The sequence below is a fragment of the Vibrio chemaguriensis genome (assembly GCF_012275705.1).
Lineage (GTDB): Bacteria > Pseudomonadota > Gammaproteobacteria > Enterobacterales > Vibrionaceae > Vibrio > Vibrio diabolicus.
In genome coordinates this window covers 68,359-86,943 of sequence record NZ_SHOE01000009.1, presented here as the reverse complement: position 1 = coordinate 86,943, position 18,585 = coordinate 68,359, and the positions used below count along the sequence as shown (strand labels likewise).

At 44.0% G+C, this 18,585-nt stretch carries 15 protein-coding genes; 7 read left to right on the top strand and 8 right to left on the bottom strand.

The window, feature by feature from the left end; genetic code table 11:
• Positions 1-3 precede the first annotated feature (3 nt).
• A complete protein-coding gene (locus EX191_RS10615; RefSeq protein ID WP_193447721.1) occupies positions 4-1,410 on the top strand; it encodes an aminotransferase-like domain-containing protein in 1,407 nt (468 codons plus the stop codon).
• Between the two features lie 121 nt (positions 1,411-1,531).
• Entirely contained in the window at positions 1,532-1,750 is a 219-nt protein-coding gene (locus EX191_RS10610; RefSeq protein ID WP_012841649.1) for a hypothetical protein, read from the top strand.
• Between the two features lie 100 nt (positions 1,751-1,850).
• Here EX191_RS10610 and asnS read toward each other — a convergent pair whose 3' ends face one another.
• Both asnS and EX191_RS10600 read right to left on the bottom strand, forming a co-directional pair.
• Positions 1,851-3,251: an asparagine--tRNA ligase gene (gene asnS / locus EX191_RS10605; RefSeq protein ID WP_193447720.1), complete on the bottom strand. Its 1,401-nt coding sequence runs from the start codon at positions 3,249-3,251 to the stop codon at positions 1,851-1,853.
• A gap of 188 nt (positions 3,252-3,439) precedes the next feature.
• Entirely contained in the window at positions 3,440-5,065 is a 1,626-nt protein-coding gene (locus EX191_RS10600; RefSeq protein ID WP_193447719.1) for a methyl-accepting chemotaxis protein, read from the bottom strand.
• A gap of 292 nt (positions 5,066-5,357) precedes the next feature.
• Between EX191_RS10600 and queD the strand changes: the two genes are divergently transcribed.
• On the top strand, positions 5,358-5,720 hold the full coding sequence (gene queD, locus EX191_RS10595; protein ID WP_005376896.1) for a 6-carboxytetrahydropterin synthase QueD: 363 nt from the start codon (positions 5,358-5,360) through the stop codon (positions 5,718-5,720).
• 90 nt (positions 5,721-5,810) lie between these two features.
• On the opposite strand, the gene EX191_RS10590 is transcribed toward queD, so the two are convergent.
• From EX191_RS10590 to EX191_RS10570, 5 genes are all read right to left on the bottom strand, one after another.
• Complete coding sequence (locus EX191_RS10590; protein ID WP_005396898.1) at positions 5,811-6,278, bottom strand: GNAT family N-acetyltransferase; 468 nt, start codon at positions 6,276-6,278, stop codon at positions 5,811-5,813.
• Positions 6,279-6,372: 94 nt separating this feature from the next.
• A complete protein-coding gene (tpdA, locus tag EX191_RS10585) occupies positions 6,373-8,088 on the bottom strand; it encodes a cyclic di-GMP phosphodiesterase TpdA (RefSeq protein WP_193447718.1) in 1,716 nt (571 codons plus the stop codon).
• 210 nt (positions 8,089-8,298) lie between these two features.
• Complete coding sequence (locus EX191_RS10580) at positions 8,299-9,660, bottom strand: L-serine ammonia-lyase (protein WP_005396900.1); 1,362 nt, start codon at positions 9,658-9,660, stop codon at positions 8,299-8,301.
• Positions 9,661-9,758: 98 nt separating this feature from the next.
• Entirely contained in the window at positions 9,759-11,012 is a 1,254-nt protein-coding gene (locus EX191_RS10575; RefSeq protein ID WP_005396901.1) for an aromatic amino acid transport family protein, read from the bottom strand.
• A 344-nt stretch (positions 11,013-11,356) separates the two neighbouring features.
• Positions 11,357-11,956, bottom strand: a complete 600-nt coding sequence (locus EX191_RS10570; protein ID WP_012841651.1) for a CoA pyrophosphatase — start codon at positions 11,954-11,956, stop codon at positions 11,357-11,359.
• Positions 11,957-12,198: 242 nt separating this feature from the next.
• Here EX191_RS10570 and EX191_RS10565 point away from each other — a divergent pair, with 242 nt between their 5' ends.
• Both EX191_RS10565 and EX191_RS10560 read left to right on the top strand, forming a co-directional pair.
• Complete coding sequence (locus EX191_RS10565) at positions 12,199-12,738, top strand: heme NO-binding domain-containing protein (RefSeq protein WP_012841652.1); 540 nt, start codon at positions 12,199-12,201, stop codon at positions 12,736-12,738.
• Positions 12,739-12,745: 7 nt separating this feature from the next.
• Positions 12,746-14,446: an ATP-binding protein gene (locus EX191_RS10560; protein ID WP_193447717.1), complete on the top strand. Its 1,701-nt coding sequence runs from the start codon at positions 12,746-12,748 to the stop codon at positions 14,444-14,446.
• Between the two features lie 369 nt (positions 14,447-14,815).
• Here EX191_RS10560 and pabB read toward each other — a convergent pair whose 3' ends face one another.
• On the bottom strand, positions 14,816-16,177 hold the full coding sequence (gene pabB, locus EX191_RS10555) for an aminodeoxychorismate synthase component 1 (RefSeq protein ID WP_193447716.1): 1,362 nt from the start codon (positions 16,175-16,177) through the stop codon (positions 14,816-14,818).
• A gap of 271 nt (positions 16,178-16,448) precedes the next feature.
• Here pabB and EX191_RS10550 point away from each other — a divergent pair, with 271 nt between their 5' ends.
• Both EX191_RS10550 and EX191_RS10545 read left to right on the top strand, forming a co-directional pair.
• Positions 16,449-17,966 (top strand): fumarate hydratase, encoded by a 1,518-nt coding sequence (locus tag EX191_RS10550; protein ID WP_005376905.1) that lies wholly within the window; start codon positions 16,449-16,451, stop codon positions 17,964-17,966.
• Positions 17,967-18,139: 173 nt separating this feature from the next.
• A complete protein-coding gene (locus EX191_RS10545) occupies positions 18,140-18,325 on the top strand; it encodes a hypothetical protein (protein ID WP_012841654.1) in 186 nt (61 codons plus the stop codon).
• The last annotated feature ends 260 nt before the right edge of the window (positions 18,326-18,585 follow it).

The window sequence follows — 18,585 nt, the reverse complement described above, 5'->3', positions numbered from 1 at the left end:
TACATGAATCGATACCGTCAATTGGCCGAATTGTTTAAGGCACAAATTCAGCAAGATACTTGGAGAGCAGGGGAGAAGCTGCCTTCAATACGCGTCACCAGCCGCAATCATTCCGTAAGTGCAGGTACGGTATTACAAGCCTATCAATTGCTAGAGGCGCAAGGCTGGGTGATAGCAAAGCCTCAATCTGGTTACTATGTGACTGCCGATCTTGAACGTCTCACTAATACGAATGGAATTAAAAGCAACAATACACCATGCACCAAGTTGAATGATGAGTTGTATTCGTTTTTGAAGCATCAAGCAACATCGGATGTTGTTCATTTAGGCTCGGCGTTTCCGGATCCGTGTTTGTTTCCTTTAGAGTCGCTTAACCGTAATTTGGCCAGCTCGGGACGAAAAATGGGGCCGGATAAGTTGCTAGACAACCTACCTCCTGGTGCTGAGTCGTTAAGGCGACTCGTCGCTCAGAGGTATATTCATCATGGGATATCACTAACCCATGATGATGTGGTTATTACTTCCGGTGCGCTAGAAGCATTAAACTTGAGTTTGCAAGCGGTCACCCGACCAGGTGATACCGTCGTTGTCGAATCCCCAACGTTTTATGGCGCACTTCAAGCGGTAGAACGGTTAGGTCTCAAGGCTATTGAAATCAGTGTCGATGATGAGAGTGGGCATTCGCTTGAACAAATCGAAGCAGCTTTTGCCAATGAAGATGTTCGGGCTTGTTGGTTAATGACGAACTTTCATAATCCAACCGGGGCTTCTTTGTCTGATGAACACAAACGATACATTGTTGAGTTAGCCAATCGATATGATGTGTATCTCATCGAAGACGATGTGTACTCTGAGCTGTATTTTTCTGACAAAAGGCCGAACTCATTAAAGACCTTTGATGAGCAAGAGCGTGTCCTTCATTGTGGTTCTTTTTCTAAGAGTTTATGCCCTGGATATCGCTTGGGTTGGGTGGTGAATAAGCGTTTTAACGAGACTATTCAAAAGCTCCAGTTAATATCGACATTGTCTGGGAGTGCCCCTATTCAGCAGGGAGTTGCACACTACTTACAAAACGACAGTTACGACAACCACCTGAGAAAGCTGCGTAAGACACTGCAACACCGTCAAGCTGACTTCGTGGATTTACTCGCAAAGCACATACCTAAAGAGGTTACCTATCAACGTCCTGATGGTGGTTACTTTCTTTGGCTGAAATTGCCAGATGGAATATCAAGTAAAGCGGTATATCAAGCACTATTGTCTGAGCATGTTACCGTCGCTTATGGCAAACTCTTTTCGATAAGTGATCAATACGAAAACTATTTAAGACTGAATACATCGCTTCCTTTAGAAACGAGTTTAGAACGCGCTATCAAAAGATTAGGTGATTTGCTTCGCGAATTACTCTGAATTGATACTCATTAAACTGCTTAGTGTTTTTTTGCTCCAACTGTATCAGCGCCATTTTTGCAAATTGTGCTTCAATCATTATTCAGGTCGACAGGCCTTGGACGATTAAGCAGGATTTAAGATGAAAAAGCAGTTGGTTAAACATGAGTTAAGGTTAATCGCCGTTGCTATTTTTAGTGCGTTTTTACTGGTATTTGCGCATCTCATTTTGGCGAAGTCTTTCTCTCATATGGCATGGACAGAGTACACCGCGGCCGTGATCCCTTTCGTAATGTTTGGCTTATGTATTGTGGGCGTAAAGTACGCTGAAAAAGCGGACAGAGATAAGGAAGAAGACTAATTCAAGCTTGAGTTACTTAGCAGATGGTATTGACGGTTGAGCACAAAATAAAAGACCTCCACTAGGGAGGTCTTTCTAATTCTGTCTCACTAAAAAGTGATTAGAAGTTCGCAGAGCGAGGCGTACGTGGGAATGGAATCACGTCACGAACGTTGCCCATGCCTGTTACGTAAGATACTAGACGCTCAAAGCCTAGACCAAAGCCTGCGTGTGGCACTGTGCCGTAACGACGCAAGTCGCGGTACCAGCTCATGTGCTCAGGGTCGATACCCATTTCGCGCATACGTGCATCCAGTACGTCTAGACGCTCTTCACGCTGAGAACCACCGATGATTTCACCGATGCCAGGTGCTAGAACGTCCATTGCCGCTACCGTCTTACCATCATCGTTCATACGCATGTAGAATGCTTTGATGTCTTTCGGGTAGTTCTTAACGATTACCGGTGCTTTGAAGTGCTCTTCCGCTAGGAAACGCTCGTGCTCAGATGACATATCGATACCCCACTCAACTGGGAACTCGAACTCACGACCAGAATCTAGCAGGATTTGGATCGCGTCAGTGTATTCAACTTGTGCGAAGTCAGAAGAAACAAAGTTCTCTAGACGGCTAACGGCTTCTTTGTCGATGCGCTGAGCAAAGAACTCAAGGTCATCGCGACGCTCTTCAAGTACTGCTTTGAATACGTACTTAAGCATGTCTTCAGCCAGTTTCGCAACGTCGTCCAGTTCTGCAAACGCAACTTCAGGTTCAACCATCCAGAACTCTGCTAGGTGGCGGCTTGTGTTTGAGTTTTCAGCACGGAAAGTTGGGCCGAAAGTGTAAACCTTACTTAGTGCACAAGCGTAAGCTTCCGCGTTTAGCTGACCAGATACCGTAAGGAAAGTTTCTTTTCCGAAGAAGTCTTCGTTGTAGTCTACTTTACCAGCATCTGTACGAGGTAGGTTTTCCATGTCTAGCGTAGAAACGCGGAACATTTCACCTGCACCTTCTGCATCTGAAGCCGTAATTAGTGGCGCAGATACCCAGAAGTAACCTTGCTCGTGGTAGAAGCGGTGGATTGCTTGAGATAGGCAGTTACGTACACGTGCTACCGCACCGATTACGTTTGTGCGCGGACGTAGGTGCGCTACTTCACGTAGGTACTCAATAGAGTGACGAGTTTTTGCCATCGGGTAAGTTTCTGCGTCTTCAACCCAACCAACCACTTTAACGCCAGTGGCAGCAAGTTCGAAGTCTTGGCCCTTTGCAGGAGATTCAACAATCTTACCAGTTACTTCAACAGAGCAGCCAGTCGTTAGCTTTAGTACTTCGTCTTCGTAATTATTAAGATTATTTGGGACCACGGCCTGAATCGGGTCGAAACAAGAGCCGTCATATATGGCAAGGAAAGAGATTCCAGCTTTGGAATCACGACGTGAACGGATCCAGCCACGAACAGTCACTTCGCTGTCTACTGCTAGCTGACCTTTCAATACGTCTGATACAGGCGCGTAAGTCATGTTTTCAATATTCTCCATTGAGGTAAAAATTCAACCCAACACTTATCAAAGTACTTGTCTAATAACATTTTTGTTCAAAAAACAAGCTAAGTGCTGAGTTGGGTAGCATTTTACAGATTCAACGAGACATATTACCTGTCAATTCGCTCGCATCAACCTTTATATTCATTTTGATGGGGAGAATCTCTCTATTTATTCACTCTTTGATGCTCTGAAAGTGTGAATTGGTTAAGTAATTGCTCTAAACGTTCGGATAGATGCTCTAAATCAACACTAATATCACGCGTGTGCGATGCTGATTGCGATGTGTCGTCAGCATGCAGTGTGATCACATCAATTTTGGATTGAATACGCTGACTGACGTCGGATGTGGTTTGCGTCTGGCTTTGAATGTTTTCTGCATGTTTCAGAACTTGATGCATTTCATCGACAACGTTATGCATCGTGACTGAAAGTGTCTCGACATCGACTGAACGTTGGTGAGCAAACTGGCAGACAGTATCCACAGAGGCTAAGGACTCTTCACTCCCTTGCTGGAATTGAGAAATGATATGCTCAATGTTGCCTGTGGCTTCGGCGGTCCGAGAAGCTAGGTTACGCACTTCCTCCGCGACGACGGCAAAACCGCGTCCTTGCTCTCCGGCTCGGGCGGCTTCAATTGCAGCATTCAACGCGAGTAGGTTGGTTTGTTCTGCAATGCCTTTAATGACCCCAAGAATGGACGACACTTCTTCGGTTCTTTGGTTTAACGAACTGATTTTTTCCCGTACGCCGTCAATATTGCTCACCAAGTGTTTGATGTCTTCGCTCACGCTGTGTGCTTGGCTTGCGCTGTGAGTAGCAACATCAACGGTGTGGTTGACTAGAGCTGTAGCGTTATTGGTCGAGTCTTCAACGGCGGTTTGTTGTTGCAGCATGTCGGTGATGTTGCTTTGTACGTCACTGGTTTCCAATTGTTGATTATTGGCCGCTTTGTCTGTTGATTGTGCAACATCCGTTAACTGACTGGCTGAATTGGCAAGAGAGTGGGAGGTGTCTTGTACACGCTCTAAACTCTCGGATACCGTATCCATAAACGAATTAATCGCGGTAGAAAGCTGGCCTACCTCATCTTTTTGGTGATGAACAAGTCGTTGAGATAGATCTTTACTATGGCTTACATTCGCCATGAATTGAGACGTTTTTTGTATTGGGCGAACAATGATCTTACGAATCAAACTCATCGTTATAATAAAACCAACAAACGCGATAACGGCCATTATTCCCATCGCAAACATTGCCTGTTTATTGATCATTGAATTGACGTGGTTCATGTTGTATTCCAAACGAATCGCTCCCAATACTTCGCCTTCTGGTGCTACATGGCAAGAAACGCAGTTGGTGCCACGATAATTTTCGCTTGATTTCATTGGTAGCGCGACAACCAGTCCGTTCCCCCAATCGGCTGAAATTGGCTCAATGACCAGTTCGCCATTTAAAGCTCGTTGGTCAATATTATCGACCGGTTGTTGGTTTGCTTGTCCTGGTCCGTAAAGCTTGGTTACGGTATCGGCCCGCAACACGCGCACTTCTTCAATCCCTTCTTGAGCGAGTGCTTTTTTTCGCAAAGTTTCTTTTTGCGACATGGTGCCTGTTAGCATCATCATGTTTAGGCTATCGAAGTAATTACTAGCCTTATCATGAAGCTGTTCACTGAGAACATCATTGATTAAGGTTTTTTGTTGATGGTATTGATAAGCCGTAGAGGCAGCCAGAACACAGCTGAAGACGGCAATTAACGCGAGCAAGAGCTTAAAAGTGATAGTTGAGCGCATAAATTTATAAGTGTAATTGGAACGAACTGCACAATCTTAATGTGCACAAATGCGCACTGCGAACAACGAAATGAATGATTGTGACCCCACTCATGTTGGGGATATGTAATTGTGATATGAGTGCTGTGTAATCAAATGTTTGGCGCATGACAGAAATACGACGATCAGGACAAAGGTTTAATTATTTTCGCTGAGAACAAACGGCGTTTTGCTACGCTTGTATTGAGTAGCACTTGTCTGTTGGCAGTGAATTCCTTAGTATTGCGTGTCTTTTTAAAGCCTGAGAATCAAGATGAAAACAGAATTGTACAAAGAGTTTATGTTCGAAGCGGCACATCACTTGCCACATGTACCTGAAGGCCATAAGTGTGGTCGTTTGCATGGACACTCTTTCTTAGTTCGTCTTTATGTAGAAGGTGAGGTAGACCCGCATACTGGTTGGGTAGTGGATTTCGCTGAAATCAAAGCGGCATTCAAACCAATTTACAATCGTTTAGACCATTATTACCTGAACGACATTGAAGGTTTGGAGAATCCGACGAGCGAAGTGCTAGCAAAATGGATTTGGCAACAGCTTAAGCCAAGTTTACCGTTGCTAAGTAAAGTTGAAATCAAAGAGACGTGCACAGCCGGTTGTATTTACAAAGGTGAATAAGTCACTTTTTATTGAGCATTGAAGACAAAGGCAAGCCATGAGCTTGCCTTTGTTGTATCTGGATATTCCCTATTTTTTATACTTTTCTTGCTAGCTCAGTGGATGACGTAAAATCCATTCTTTTTCGTTCTCACCAAACGTTGTTTTCTCTGTATTGATGAATCCACACGCATCAAGAAAACTGATAGCGTATTGCTGACTCTGTGGCACAGTGACGCAAAGAGAGGTGCTTTCAGGGTCAATGGTATACGCATAAACGAACAGTTTGCGTAACGCTTCACTCCCAACCCCTTGGCGTTGGAAACGTTGATCAACCATCAAGTACTTGAGCCCCAGCTCGTGCCTTTTGGCAAAGGGCGCATGTTGGGAGAAGCCTTTATCGATAACAAGATAGCCAACTAATAGATCGTCAGAATAAATCGTAAAGAACGCTTCAGACTTATTGCGTTTTTGATAAGCCACTTCAAACGGCGTAGAAAATCCTTTCTGCTCTTCCTGCACATCCAATTGCATCAAACTCGAAAAATCTTTCAGTTTGGTGGGTTTAATAGCAATCATGGTTCAACCACAAATTGGCGGCATATCCTCATGCCGCCAGGAACTTTAATAGAGTATTCCCTCTAGTTTAAGTAACTCACGAGGTTAAGAAAAGCTAGAAATGCAGAGGATAATAATAACCTTGGTGAATATAGGCGCCTAATGTTGTGAGTAAGTGAGCGCTATCGGCGGTTTCTACGCCTTCAACAATGACGGTACAACGATACGTATTTCCCATGGCGATTAACTGACGCAACGTTTCCACTTTCTTATCGTCCGACTTTAAACCAATCACAAACTCCCGATCTATTTTCAAATAATCTGGATTGATTTTACTGATGAGCGACACGTTGTTGTTGCCAGTACCAAAATCATCGATACTGATTTTACAATCCAGTGCTTTTAGTTTCGCGACATTGCCATAAATCTCGGAGGTATAGTACATCGATGCATTTTCCGTGATTTCAATCGTCAGCAAACGACAATCTCGGTTAGATAGTTCTCTGTGTAGGATTGAAAAGTTGCGTCCTCGCAGCAAAGAAGGACAAACATTAATACTGATAGGAATAGGCAACGCTTTGTGCTTAGTATAGATGGACTCTATCACCATTAAGGTATGAGTTAGGAGCAGCCCATTGCGGATCAGTGTCTCAATAAACCGTTGCGTATTTTTTACCTTAAACCGCGAGAGCGCTTCGTAATGCACAATCTTTTGCGCTGAAGTGTCATAAATCGGCTCCAGTTTGATTTTAAATTGTCGAATTGCGCACAAATAAGCCATAAAGGCTTGTAGAGAGCGATGGCGCAGTATTATTAGAAACAGCAAGCTTAATAAAATGATGCTTTGAAACGGGCCAGAGATGTAATACACCTCTTTATAGCCGCTGTTCTTCACGTGATAGTTGAAAAAGCGTTCATTGGTGTTACCAATTTCTAAAGAGGTCCCTGTATTGGTTGATAGCTTCATGCCGGAAAGAAAAAAACGCGAAATATGATTTTCAACGTTGTCGGATAAGTTAATGTTTTTGACACGAACCAAAACGGTTGCGTTATTCAAGTCAAATGATTGGGTCGTATAATTGCTATTATAACTCCACTCTTCAAATGCTTTTTTGCTGACAGGGACAACGGTTTCGGGGGTGACTAAACACCGGATATTGAAACGGTCCAGCATCATGCTCGATTCCACCAGCTTTACATTATCAAAGAGCGACTTCAATTCTCTTTCATCAGCAAAGCAGCTCTTTTGGGAAAGGTTTTCTGCAATTTCGAAGGCGTTATCAAGATAATTATGTTTCACAATGCTGTTTATCGCGTAATAACAGATGGCAAAGAAAATGATCGCTGTGCTCAAGACGACCCACAGCGTATCTGAATAGATCTTTTTATTACGCAGACAAATACGAAGGGCTTTGCCAAGGCTGTTTGTTGTGTATTGATTGATCTTGTGTTGATGGTCGATGCCATTCTGATGGTTGTTTTGCATAGTAAAAGGGATGAAGTATCCGGTCCGGTGAATATTTTCGATAATATTTTTTTTTGTGGTTACGTGTTCTTCCGTGAGCTTGCGAAATTTCTTTCTTAGAGCGGCCACCGCGTTTTTAAAGCCATTTTCAGGCAGTGTCATTTTGTATTGTTGAGTGATTTTGCTTTCTATCAATCGCTGGCTAATTGGCGTATTTAAGCTGCCGTATTTGGCGATGGTTGACAGAATGGCGTACTCATTTGGGTTGACAGGAATGGAGTGGTGGAGTGATTGATTGAGCTCTAAAGATATTTCGTTTTCGGACAAGCAAACGCAGATTTGGTTTCCAATTTCAAACCTAATCATGTGTTGGTGTGCTCCAAGTTTAATTTTTGGCTACGTTATCAATAAAGCTAGGAGAGGGATGTGATTTTTTACGGGGATATCCATAATATTTGGATATATTCAAGGTTTTAGGTTTTTTTATGCTGGGTGTGACAACTCATTATTCATGGTTAATGAAGTATAAAAAACCCGAGCAGTGGCTCGGGTTTCGTCGATATTCAGCAAGGCTTATTAACAGATAACTTTTACTGCTAGGCCGCCTTGAGAAGTCTCACGGTATTTCGCGTTCATGTCTTTACCTGTCTCTAGCATTGTTTCGATAACTTTATCTAGAGAAACAGTAGGAGCAGAAGAACGACGCAGTGCCATACGAGTTGAGTTGATTGCTTTTACAGCTGCAATACCATTACGCTCGATACATGGAACCTGAACCTGACCTGCAACCGGGTCGCAAGTTAGACCTAGGTTGTGCTCCATCGCAATTTCAGCCGCCATACATACTTGCTCTGGGCTACCACCCATAAGCTCAGCAAGGCCCGCTGCTGCCATAGAACATGCCACGCCAACTTCGCCCTGACAGCCAACTTCTGCACCAGAGATAGACGCGTTACGCTTGTAAAGGCCGCCAATTGCACCAGAAGCTGCGAAGTAACGGATGTAGTCTTTCTCAGTTACGGTTTGAATAAACTTGTCATAGTAAGCCAGTACCGCAGGGATGATGCCACATGCACCGTTAGTCGGCGCAGTTACAACACGACCACCTGCTGCGTTCTCTTCGTTTACTGCAAAAGCAAACATGTTTACCCAGTCAACAACAGACATTGGATCGTTCGTTGTTTTTTCAGAAGTAAGCAGTTGCTGACGAAGTGCTGCCGCGCGACGAGGCACGCGTAGTGGACCAGGCAGAATGCCTTCTTCGTTCATACCGCGATCCATACATTCGCGCATTGTGCGCCAGATGTTTGCGAAGTAAGTACGAGTTTCTTCGTCAGAATGAAGCGCATGTTCATTTTTCATGGTTAGCGCACTGATAGACAGGCCGCTTTCATGACATTGCTTTACAAGCTCTTCTGCCGTTGTAAACGGGTAAGGAACTTTTACTGGATTCTCAACTTCTTTACCGAAGTTTTCTTCATCAACGATGAAACCACCGCCGATGGAGTAGTAAGTTTTTGAGTACGCTTTTTCGTCATCAATCCAAGCGTGGATTTGCATGCCGTTTTCGTGTAACTCAAGGTTTGTTTTGTGGAAGTTCATTCCACCTTCACGTGGGAACGATACTGTGTGACAGTGCATGCCAACAGGAAGGCGTTCAGTTTCTTCTACGCGAGCGATAAAGCCCGGGATAGAATCGATATCAACTTTCTCAGGAGTGTTGCCTGCAAGACCCATGATGATAGCAATATCTGTGTGGTGACCTTTCCCTGTCAGTGATAGTGATCCATAAACGTCAACGGTGATTTTAGTGATGTCGCGCAGTTTTCCCATTGCACGAAGATCATCAATAAACTCTTTACCCGCTTTCATTGGGCCTACAGTGTGTGAGCTTGAAGGTCCAACACCGATTTTATAGATATCAAAAACACTAATCATATCGATTACCTCAGAAGAAAGCCTCCCAAGGGGAGTTGGGAGGCTTAATTTTATCGTTATATTTTTGGATTAATCATACCTTGCTAGGGCAGGGATGATTAAAGAGCGCCGTAGATTACAGAACTAATGGCAGCAAGACCACAGATTGCTGTGAAAATTTGCACAGGTGCTGAAGTTTTGTACTTAGCCATCGCTGGAACTTTTTGCATTGCGAAGATAGGCATCAAGAATAGGATTGCCGCAATCATCGGTGCGCCCATTGTTTCAATCATACCTAGGATGCTTGGGTTAACGATAGCAACGATCCAAGTTGTGATTACGATGAAGATAAGAGACATCTTCTCGATCTTGCTTACTGGCGATTTTGAACGAGATTTCACTAGACCAACTAGACCTTCATGCGCACCTAGGAAGTGGCCGAAGTAGCTAGAAGTGATAGCCGCGAAAGCAACCAGTGGACCTAAGTAAGAGATCAGTGGAGACTCATGAACGTTTGCTAGGTAAGAAAGAACAGAGATGTTTTGCTCTTGTGCTGTTGCTAGTTGCTCTGGAGACAGAGAAAGTACAACAGAGAAAACGAAGAACATTACAAAGCCCATTAGCATCATCGCTGCGCCACCAGTGATAGCGTCAGTTTTCTTAACTGCGTCATCACCGTATACACGACGTTGTTCTTTAGAGAACTGAGAAATGATTGGGCTGTGGTTGAAAGAGAACACGATAACAGGGATTGCTAGCCATACGATAGCTGGCATTGCACCCCAGTCAGGTGATACTTCCATCATTGAAGTGTTCCAACCAGGAATTAGGTACACAGACAGCGCTAGTAGGATGAACACTAGAGGGTAAACCATCGCTGAAGTTGCTTTCAGCATAAGCTCTTTACCGAACACTACGCCCGCTGTCATTGCAGCGATAAGTGCACCGGAAAGTAGCCAGCGAGGAATAGATTCCATACCCATTTGGTTAACTAGGAAAGAGTCAACCGTGTTTGTGATACCAACACCGTAGATAAGTACGATTGGGTAGATAGCGAAGAAGTAAGCGAACGTAATAAGGTTTGCGCCAGTCTTACCAAAGTGCTCTTCTACTGTGTCAGTGATGTCCGCTTCTGGGTTTTTCGCAGAAAGAACGAAGCGAGCTAAAGATTTGTGTGCGAACCAAGTCATTGGTGCTGCGATTAGGGCTAGGATTACTAATGGCCAAAAGCCACCTGCACCTGCTTTAATAGGAAGGAATAGTACACCGGCACCTACTGCCGTACCAAAAAGGGACAGACACCAAGTAAAGTCTTTGTAAGAAAACTTACTAGACGATTGTGCGGTAGAAACCGCAGAAGTAGTTGTATTCATTTTTTAGTTACTCATTTTGGGAACAGGAAATAAGTCGGGAGTAATTTTGCAAGATTTTACACTAGGAAAATTAGATCTAAATCATTTATTGCTTACGCTTATTGAATGATATGTCAAAAACCTGCTTTTTATCACGAAAATGATGTGCTACTCGTGATTTCTGCTAATGAGTAAAATTAGAAAAACTTATCGATAGGGCTGTTTGTATAAATTTATTTCACCGCAAGCGTTTGCGGTGAAAACGGCAAATTAATCTAATGTGAATGAATGTTTATGAAGCAACGTTTTATTAATATTGATGCGCATGATGATCGCATCCATAAAAATACCGATATCAGAAGTTTTTAATGTGAAATGATATGTTTTTGCATTGATTCGATGATTTGTGCGGTCATGCCCCAGATGAAATGCTGTCTATATGGGATAGCAAATACACGATGACTGCTGTTTTTTAGGTCAAACTTGGTGCTGTACAGCTTTTTCGGGTTCAGAATGTGGTTAGCAGGAACTTCAAAAACGGACTCCACCTCATTTGGGTCAATATGCGTTTTATACTCAGGGGAAATAAAGGCCAAAAACGGTGTCACATTAAACTGACTAATCGTTGGCAATGTTGGAAGCTGGCCAAATACATGAATATGTTCATCTTCTATACCGACCTCTTCTTTGGTTTCTCTTAATGCCGTATTGATTAGATGATGATCTTCCTGCTCAAACTTACCGCCGGGGAAACTGATTTGTCCCGGATGATGACGCAAGTGCGCTGCTCGCTTTGTCAAAATGACCTGTAGCCCCTCCGGGCGTTCTACAAAACCAATTAAGACCGCTGCGTCTCGCAGTGATTTTCCTTTCATCCATTTCAGTCGCGCGAGGGACTCTTTGTGGTAACCCGTTGGAAGCCGAAATTGAAAGTTTTGCAGTAATTGAGTTTTGTCGATAACCAAACCAAATCCTTATTTATTGTGCCTAACCACTATTTATTATACTCAATGGCCGCAAGAGGCGCGGTGCTATCGCCGTTGGTACGGTATTAAAGTATTAGTACGGCAATACCAAAGCACGTCCATTGGTTCTTTCCCTGCTTTGTGTCGTGGGTCTCACTCTGCTTGGGTATAATAATTTGAAACTTATAAGGTTATAAACCATTCTTTATTTTAAGACGTCACTATGGGGCAAGTATTGACTAATGAAAGGGATTATTTTCACCGAGTTCATGGAGTTAGTGGAAGAGAAGTTTGGTCTCGATGTGTTAGACCAAGTGCTCGATCTTTCTAATGACGAAGGGATTTATACGGCAGTTGGTAGTTACGATCATAAAGACTTAGTTAAATTGATTGTGAATCTCAGTAAAGTATCTGGCATTCCACCTGAACAACTGCAAGAAGTATTTGGAGAGTGCGTTTTTTTGAATTTACTTCGCTCGATTCCTAGTCATGCCAGTTTGCAGCAGTGTGAAACGACATTTCAATTTGTTCGCCATGTTGAAGATTTTATTCATGTCGAGGTCAAAAAGCTCTACCCAGATGCTAATCCTCCTCAGTTTGATTTTATCAGCGAGACTCAATCAAACATGGTGTTTGATTATCGAAGTGCGCGGTGCATGTCTCACGTATGTTTAGGTCTAATAAAAGGTTGCGCGGCACACTTTGGTGAAGTTATTCATATCAAACACCAAAACCAGTCAGAAGATGGTAGCCAGGTTCGCTTTTGGTTAGAGGCACAATAAGAACGATATGACAGGAAGTTCCTCGCTAGAAAGGAAACTCAAACGAGAAATCGAATCAAGAAAAGCAGCTGAGCGTTTATTGGAGCAGAAGAGCTTCGAACTTTATGAATCTACTCAACAGCTAAGTGTTGCTTTGAAAAAGCTTGAGTTGAAATCAAAAAAGGATTTACGCAAGTTTGAGTTTGAAGAGAAAGTTGACGCGACGCTGATTAAGTTTGGTCGAACTTTTTTGTCGAGCACCTTTGATGAAGCCATGATTGCCAGTTTTATTGAGCAGCTCACTTCGAACTCAATCATTTCTGCGGCTTACTTACATCTTGATTCCACAAAACTCTCTTCTTTGCGCCGACATCATTTTGGTCATTTACAGCTTCGCCATGAGAATACGATTAAGACTGTCCCCAATTGGCAAGGGGAGAACTTGCATTTGCCTATCATCATTGACAAGCAAACAGTAGGGGAGTTGATCTTCTCTGTTCAGTTGGACCAAATCGATCAGTCGTTTATTTCCAAACAGATGGAGCTGGTATCGGATTTGGTTCATGGGGTCATTGGCCGGCATTTGAGTTTAGAGCGAGAAGTGGAGCTGCGAAAGCGGGCAGAGGAATCGGAAAAAGCGACGAAAGAGTTTGTCGCCATGATTAACCACGAGTTGCGAACACCTCTTAATGGCGTGTTAGGTAGTGCTGAACTACTAAGTCGAACACAGTTAGGTGAAGAGCAACGCCATTACCTAAACAACTTGACTCAATCGGGAGACTTGTTGAGGGTCATCATTAACGATCTTCTCGACTTCAGCAAGATGAATGCCGGTATGATGGAAATCATCGATAAGGTCTTTGCTTGGGAAGAGCTTGAAAAAGCCATCATGGGCGTATTTTCAGCTAAAGCAGCAGAAAAGCGAATTCATTTCTCCATCGATAAAAAGCTCGGTATTCCCGAGTTTTTAGTTGGTGACTTAGAGCGAATTACACAGATCTTGGTCAACTTGGTGGGAAATGCTATTAAGTTTACTCATTTGGGTGGGGTGGTGCTGCGAGTGGAGTGGATAAACGGTATTGCGCATTTTGAGGTTGAAGACACGGGTATTGGCATCCCAATAGAAGCGCAGCCCTCATTATTTGACCCATTTGCGCAAGTAGATCGCTCGGCGAAGCGCAGTTTTGAAGGCTCAGGTTTGGGCCTTGCGATTTGTAAAAATCTAGTGGATTTGATGCAGGGCGAGATTAGTTTTGAAAGTGAAGAACGCAAAGGTACCACCTTTAAAGTATCTATTCCTCTAAAGGAGGGGCAAGCCCAAGGCGCAGCAGAGGGGGAATTAGCTACCATAGAGCGAAGTGATTTGGCTGGACGCTCAATATTGGTGGTTGATGACATCAGAATGAACCAAGTGATAGTTACTCAAATGCTGAAAAAACTCGACATTACGCCTGATTTAAAAGCCAATGGGAAAGAAGCTTTAGAAGCGGTGAAAAACAAAGATTACGAACTAATATTTATGGATTGCCGAATGCCAGAAATGGATGGTTATGAGGCGACGATGTATCTGAGAGAGAGTGGCTTTACTCATCCTATTATCGCATTAACCGCTGGTACTACTATCGAAGAGCGTCAAAAGTGTATTGATTCAGGCATGGACGACATCCTCACTAAACCGTACACCGCAACCGATATTGAACAGATCATGTGTAAGTGGCTTGAGCAGTAGACGCTGCCTCTTAAAAAACGGATTCTTGTTAGCCAACGGCTAAAAGCCAAAGTACCTGTAAATAAAACACACAAAAAACGCTCCACACTGGATAATGCCGATCGCTTAACGATGTTTCTTGTGTCATTCCAGCGAGCCTTGGCGAGACTAGGAATCTAATAGCAGCATGCTGAGCGGCTAATGAAACAAATTTGACCATAAAGTGCTCGGATAGAAGAGCCTGTATCACGCTCCTTCGTCGCGGTACAGGATGACGAGATACAGAAATATGACACTCGCTGTTAAACGAGCGGCATTATCCGTAATGGAGGCGTTTTTGCTTGTTTTCGTTAGCAGGGTTCATAGACCGTTGCCATTTGGCGAAACCTACTATTGCAGCGCTGGCAAAATCTTTGAGAGCTTATCCAACGTTTCTTGATATTCAGAAGCGCAATCGCTATCTGCAACGACGCCGCCGCCAGCCCAAGCGTACAGTTTGTGATTCTCCGCTACGAGAGTGCGGATGGTGATGCTGGTATCCATACGACCATGGCGAGAAATGTAGCCAATACTGCCGCAATACGCGCTACGTCGATGTGGCTCTAATTCTTCAATGATCTGCATTGCGCGAACTTTAGGTGCGCCGGTAATTGAACCGCCTGGAAAACACGCTCGCAGCAAATCCGCAGGAGAGTATTGCTCATCCAAATTCGCACGAATGGTGCTCACCAAATGATGCACTGCGGGGAAGCTTTCAATCTCAAACAGCTTTGGCACGTGAACGCTACCTGGTGATGCAACTCGACCAATGTCATTACGCAGCAAATCGACAATCATTAGGTTTTCGGCCTGATCTTTTTCCGCTGTCTGCAAGTCATGGGCACTAGCGTTATCTTGCTTTGGGTCTTCGCTGCGTGGGCGAGTACCTTTGATTGGTTTCGTTTCAATGACGCGATCTTTGAGTTCTAAAAAGCGCTCTGGCGAGATACTCAAAATAGAAGACTCAGGCATACGGATAAAAGCGGAAAATGGCGCTTGGTTGGCGGACTCCAATTTCAGATACGCTTGCCACTCGCTGCCTTGATACGGTGCGTTAAAACGTTGCGCCAAATTGATCTGATAGCAGTCACCGCTCAACAAGTATTCTTGCACCTTATCAAAGCGAGTAGCGTAGCTCTCTTTCGTCATGTTTGACTGCCAATCACCAGACAAAACGAAGTCAACGGTTTGTTCTGCTTTTTGCTCGTTTAACCATTGCCAAGCTTGCTCGATATTCTGACCGACTAGGCAGGCTTTTTTATGCTTGTGGTCAACAACGACGGCCCATTCATACAGACCTACTGCCATATCAGGCGTGTTGAGATCCTTTTCGGCCAGTTCTGGCATCGTTTCTACGCGTCGACCTAAATCGTAACTGAAGTAACCGAGCGCACCGCCGACAAAAGGCAAATCCAATTCTTTATTTAACTCAACGTGAGGAAGCCACTGTTCTTGCAACTGATGAAGCAGCGCGAATGGATCATCTTGAGTTGAATAGGCATTCGAAGGCGTTTTTACTTGCGTAATTTCGGCAGTGGTTTCTAACGTCGCAATCGGGTTGGCGACCAACACATCGAAGCGGCTATCTATATGTGTTTCTGATGCAGAACGCAGCAACATCGCCCAAGGCAGGTGTTGAATGCGAGAAAAGAGGTGAAGAGCAAACTCTGGTGCGTATTCCAGCGCTTTAAAATCAATGAATTGATTGTCCATGTTGTTCATTTGTGTAATTTGTGACAAAGAGATCGTTCACTGCATGGCATGTCATGGGCAGCAAGAGTATCATATTCCTCTGTATAGCCAAACTCCCTCTATCCATAGGGTTTTGAGATGGTTTACAAGTAGGCGACTTCAGCGTTTCGTGTGTCGATATCAGCCGTTCGACAATTGTTTATAAAAAAACGAAGCTCAAAAGAGCAATAAGCTCAACAAACACGATTGAAGCCAAGCCAATAATGGAAGCATAACTATAACGAGGCATGTAATGACGGTAATACGCAAGCAGGATGTAATCAGCAGTGTCGCTGATGCGCTACAGTATATTTCTTACTACCACCCGCTAGACTTTGTTCAAGCTCTTGAAAAAGCCTACCACCGCGAAGAGAGCCAAGCCGCTAAAGACGCGATTGCTCAGATCCTAATTAACTCCCGAATGTCAGCAGAAGGTCACCGACCAATTTGTCAGGATACTGGTATCGTGACGTGTTTCGTCAACATCGGTATGGGCGTGCAATGGGACTCAACCGACATGACGGTTCAGCAGATGGTAGATGAAGGTGTTCGACAAGCGTATACGAACCCAGACAACCCGTTGCGTGCGTCAGTACTTATGGATCCTGCCGGTAAACGTATTAATACCAAAGACAACACGCCTGCTGTCGTACACATCAACATGGTTCCGGGCGATAAAGTTGAAATTCAGATCGCAGCGAAGGGCGGCGGTAGTGAAAACAAAACTAAGATGGTGATGCTAAACCCATCTGACGATATTGCAGAGTGGGTAGAGAAAACGCTACCAACAATGGGCGCGGGCTGGTGTCCTCCCGGCATGCTTGGCATTGGTATTGGCGGTACGGCTGAAAAAGCAGCGGTATTGGCAAAAGAATCTCTAATGGAACACATCGATATTCAAGAGCTTATTGACCGTGGCCCGCAAAACGCAGAAGAAGAGCTTCGTCTTGATATCTTCAATCGCGTGAACAAACTTGGTATCGGCGCGCAAGGCCTTGGTGGTTTGACAACTGTTGTCGACGTTAAGATCAAAACTGCGCCAACGCACGCGGCTTCTAAGCCTGTTTGTTTGATCCCGAACTGTGCGGCGACTCGTCACGTACACTTCACGCTTGATGGCAGCGGCCCAGCAGAGCTCACGCCACCTAAACTAGAAGATTGGCCAGACATTACTTGGGAAGCGGGAGAAAACACGCGTCGCGTAAACTTAGACACGATTACTAAAGAAGAAGTACAAGAGTGGAAGACAGGCGAAACCGTTCTTCTATCAGGTAAAATTCTGACTGGCCGTGATGCAGCGCATAAACGTATTCAAGGCATGCTAGATAATGGCGAAGGTCTACCAGAAGGCGTAGATCTAAACGGTAAGTTCATTTACTACGTAGGTCCTGTCGATGCAGTTGGTGATGAAGTCGTTGGTCCTGCTGGTCCAACAACATCAACGCGTATGGATAAATTCACCGATATGATGCTAGAAAAAACAGGCATCATGGGCATGATCGGTAAAGCTGAGCGTGGCCCTGCAACGGTTGAATCTATCAAGAATCACAAAGCGGTTTACCTAATGGCTGTCGGCGGTGCTGCGTACTTGGTTGCGAAAGCGATCAAGAAAGCTCGCGTTGTCGCATTTGAAGATTTAGGTATGGAAGCGATTTACGAGTTTGAAGTTGAAGATATGCCAGTAACAGTGGCTGTAGACTCAAATGGAGTTAACGCGCACCAAATCGGTCCTGACACTTGGAAAGTGAAAATCCAAGAGATGGAAGCGTAAGGCAAACGGTAATCTTACATTGTCTCAGTAGAGAGAATGTGACAAGGTGCTGATTTACCTAGCAAACATTTGACAAAAGTGCAGCGAAAACTGCACTTTTTGTCTATATAATGTAGATATAAACCTCAGGGCATAGCAATCAAACGTTATGCGAACAATAATTAGGAGACGGCATGCCTCGTTTTATTCAGATTCTACAAATTATTCTTGCTGTAGTGGTAGGTGGCTTTGTTGGCTACGACTTGATCCTTCACGGCATCAGCATCTTTGATGAGAAGTACGTGACCATCACGTGTGTATTGTGGCTGATTTTAGAAATCGCTCTATTTGTTATCTATAAATTAATCGAAGACGACTAGACTCAAAGAAAGCAGGTTTCTGTTCAACACAGTAATCAGCATAAATAGGGTCACTAATGCTTTAGTGTTGATTAAGTAAGCCTCTGAACCACTCAGGGGCTTTTCTTTTTTCATCCTGCTTTAAGCGAATGTTTTGTTCATCTTTTATTAAGGTATATAAAGTTAGACTCATAGAGTTCAGTATTGAAAGGTAAGTATTCATAGATTAATACCCGAAGTGGCTGATAACGTTGTTTTAGAGCGGAGCAAGATAAAGAAGC

What these genes read in the sequence shown, in the direction of transcription:
- EX191_RS10610 (WP_012841649.1), top strand. Translation starts at nt 1,532, where the DNA reads ATGAAAAAGCAGTTGGTTAAACATGAGTTAAGGTTAATCGCCGTTGCT.
- EX191_RS10575 (WP_005396901.1), bottom strand. Translation starts at nt 11,012, where the DNA reads ATGAATACAACTACTTCTGCGGTTTCTACCGCACAATCGTCTAGTAAG.
- EX191_RS10560 (WP_193447717.1), top strand. Translation starts at nt 12,746, where the DNA reads ATGACAGGAAGTTCCTCGCTAGAAAGGAAACTCAAACGAGAAATCGAA.
- EX191_RS10565 (WP_012841652.1), top strand. Translation starts at nt 12,199, where the DNA reads ATGAAAGGGATTATTTTCACCGAGTTCATGGAGTTAGTGGAAGAGAAG.
- pabB (WP_193447716.1), bottom strand. Translation starts at nt 16,177, where the DNA reads ATGGACAATCAATTCATTGATTTTAAAGCGCTGGAATACGCACCAGAG.
- asnS (WP_193447720.1), bottom strand. Translation starts at nt 3,251, where the DNA reads ATGACTTACGCGCCTGTATCAGACGTATTGAAAGGTCAGCTAGCAGTA.
- EX191_RS10600 (WP_193447719.1), bottom strand. Translation starts at nt 5,065, where the DNA reads ATGCGCTCAACTATCACTTTTAAGCTCTTGCTCGCGTTAATTGCCGTC.
- EX191_RS10550 (WP_005376905.1), top strand. Translation starts at nt 16,449, where the DNA reads ATGACGGTAATACGCAAGCAGGATGTAATCAGCAGTGTCGCTGATGCG.
- queD (WP_005376896.1), top strand. Translation starts at nt 5,358, where the DNA reads ATGAAAACAGAATTGTACAAAGAGTTTATGTTCGAAGCGGCACATCAC.
- tpdA (WP_193447718.1), bottom strand. Translation starts at nt 8,088, where the DNA reads ATGATTAGGTTTGAAATTGGAAACCAAATCTGCGTTTGCTTGTCCGAA.
- EX191_RS10545 (WP_012841654.1), top strand. Translation starts at nt 18,140, where the DNA reads ATGCCTCGTTTTATTCAGATTCTACAAATTATTCTTGCTGTAGTGGTA.
- EX191_RS10590 (WP_005396898.1), bottom strand. Translation starts at nt 6,278, where the DNA reads ATGATTGCTATTAAACCCACCAAACTGAAAGATTTTTCGAGTTTGATG.
- EX191_RS10580 (WP_005396900.1), bottom strand. Translation starts at nt 9,660, where the DNA reads ATGATTAGTGTTTTTGATATCTATAAAATCGGTGTTGGACCTTCAAGC.
- EX191_RS10615 (WP_193447721.1), top strand. Translation starts at nt 4, where the DNA reads ATGAATCGATACCGTCAATTGGCCGAATTGTTTAAGGCACAAATTCAG.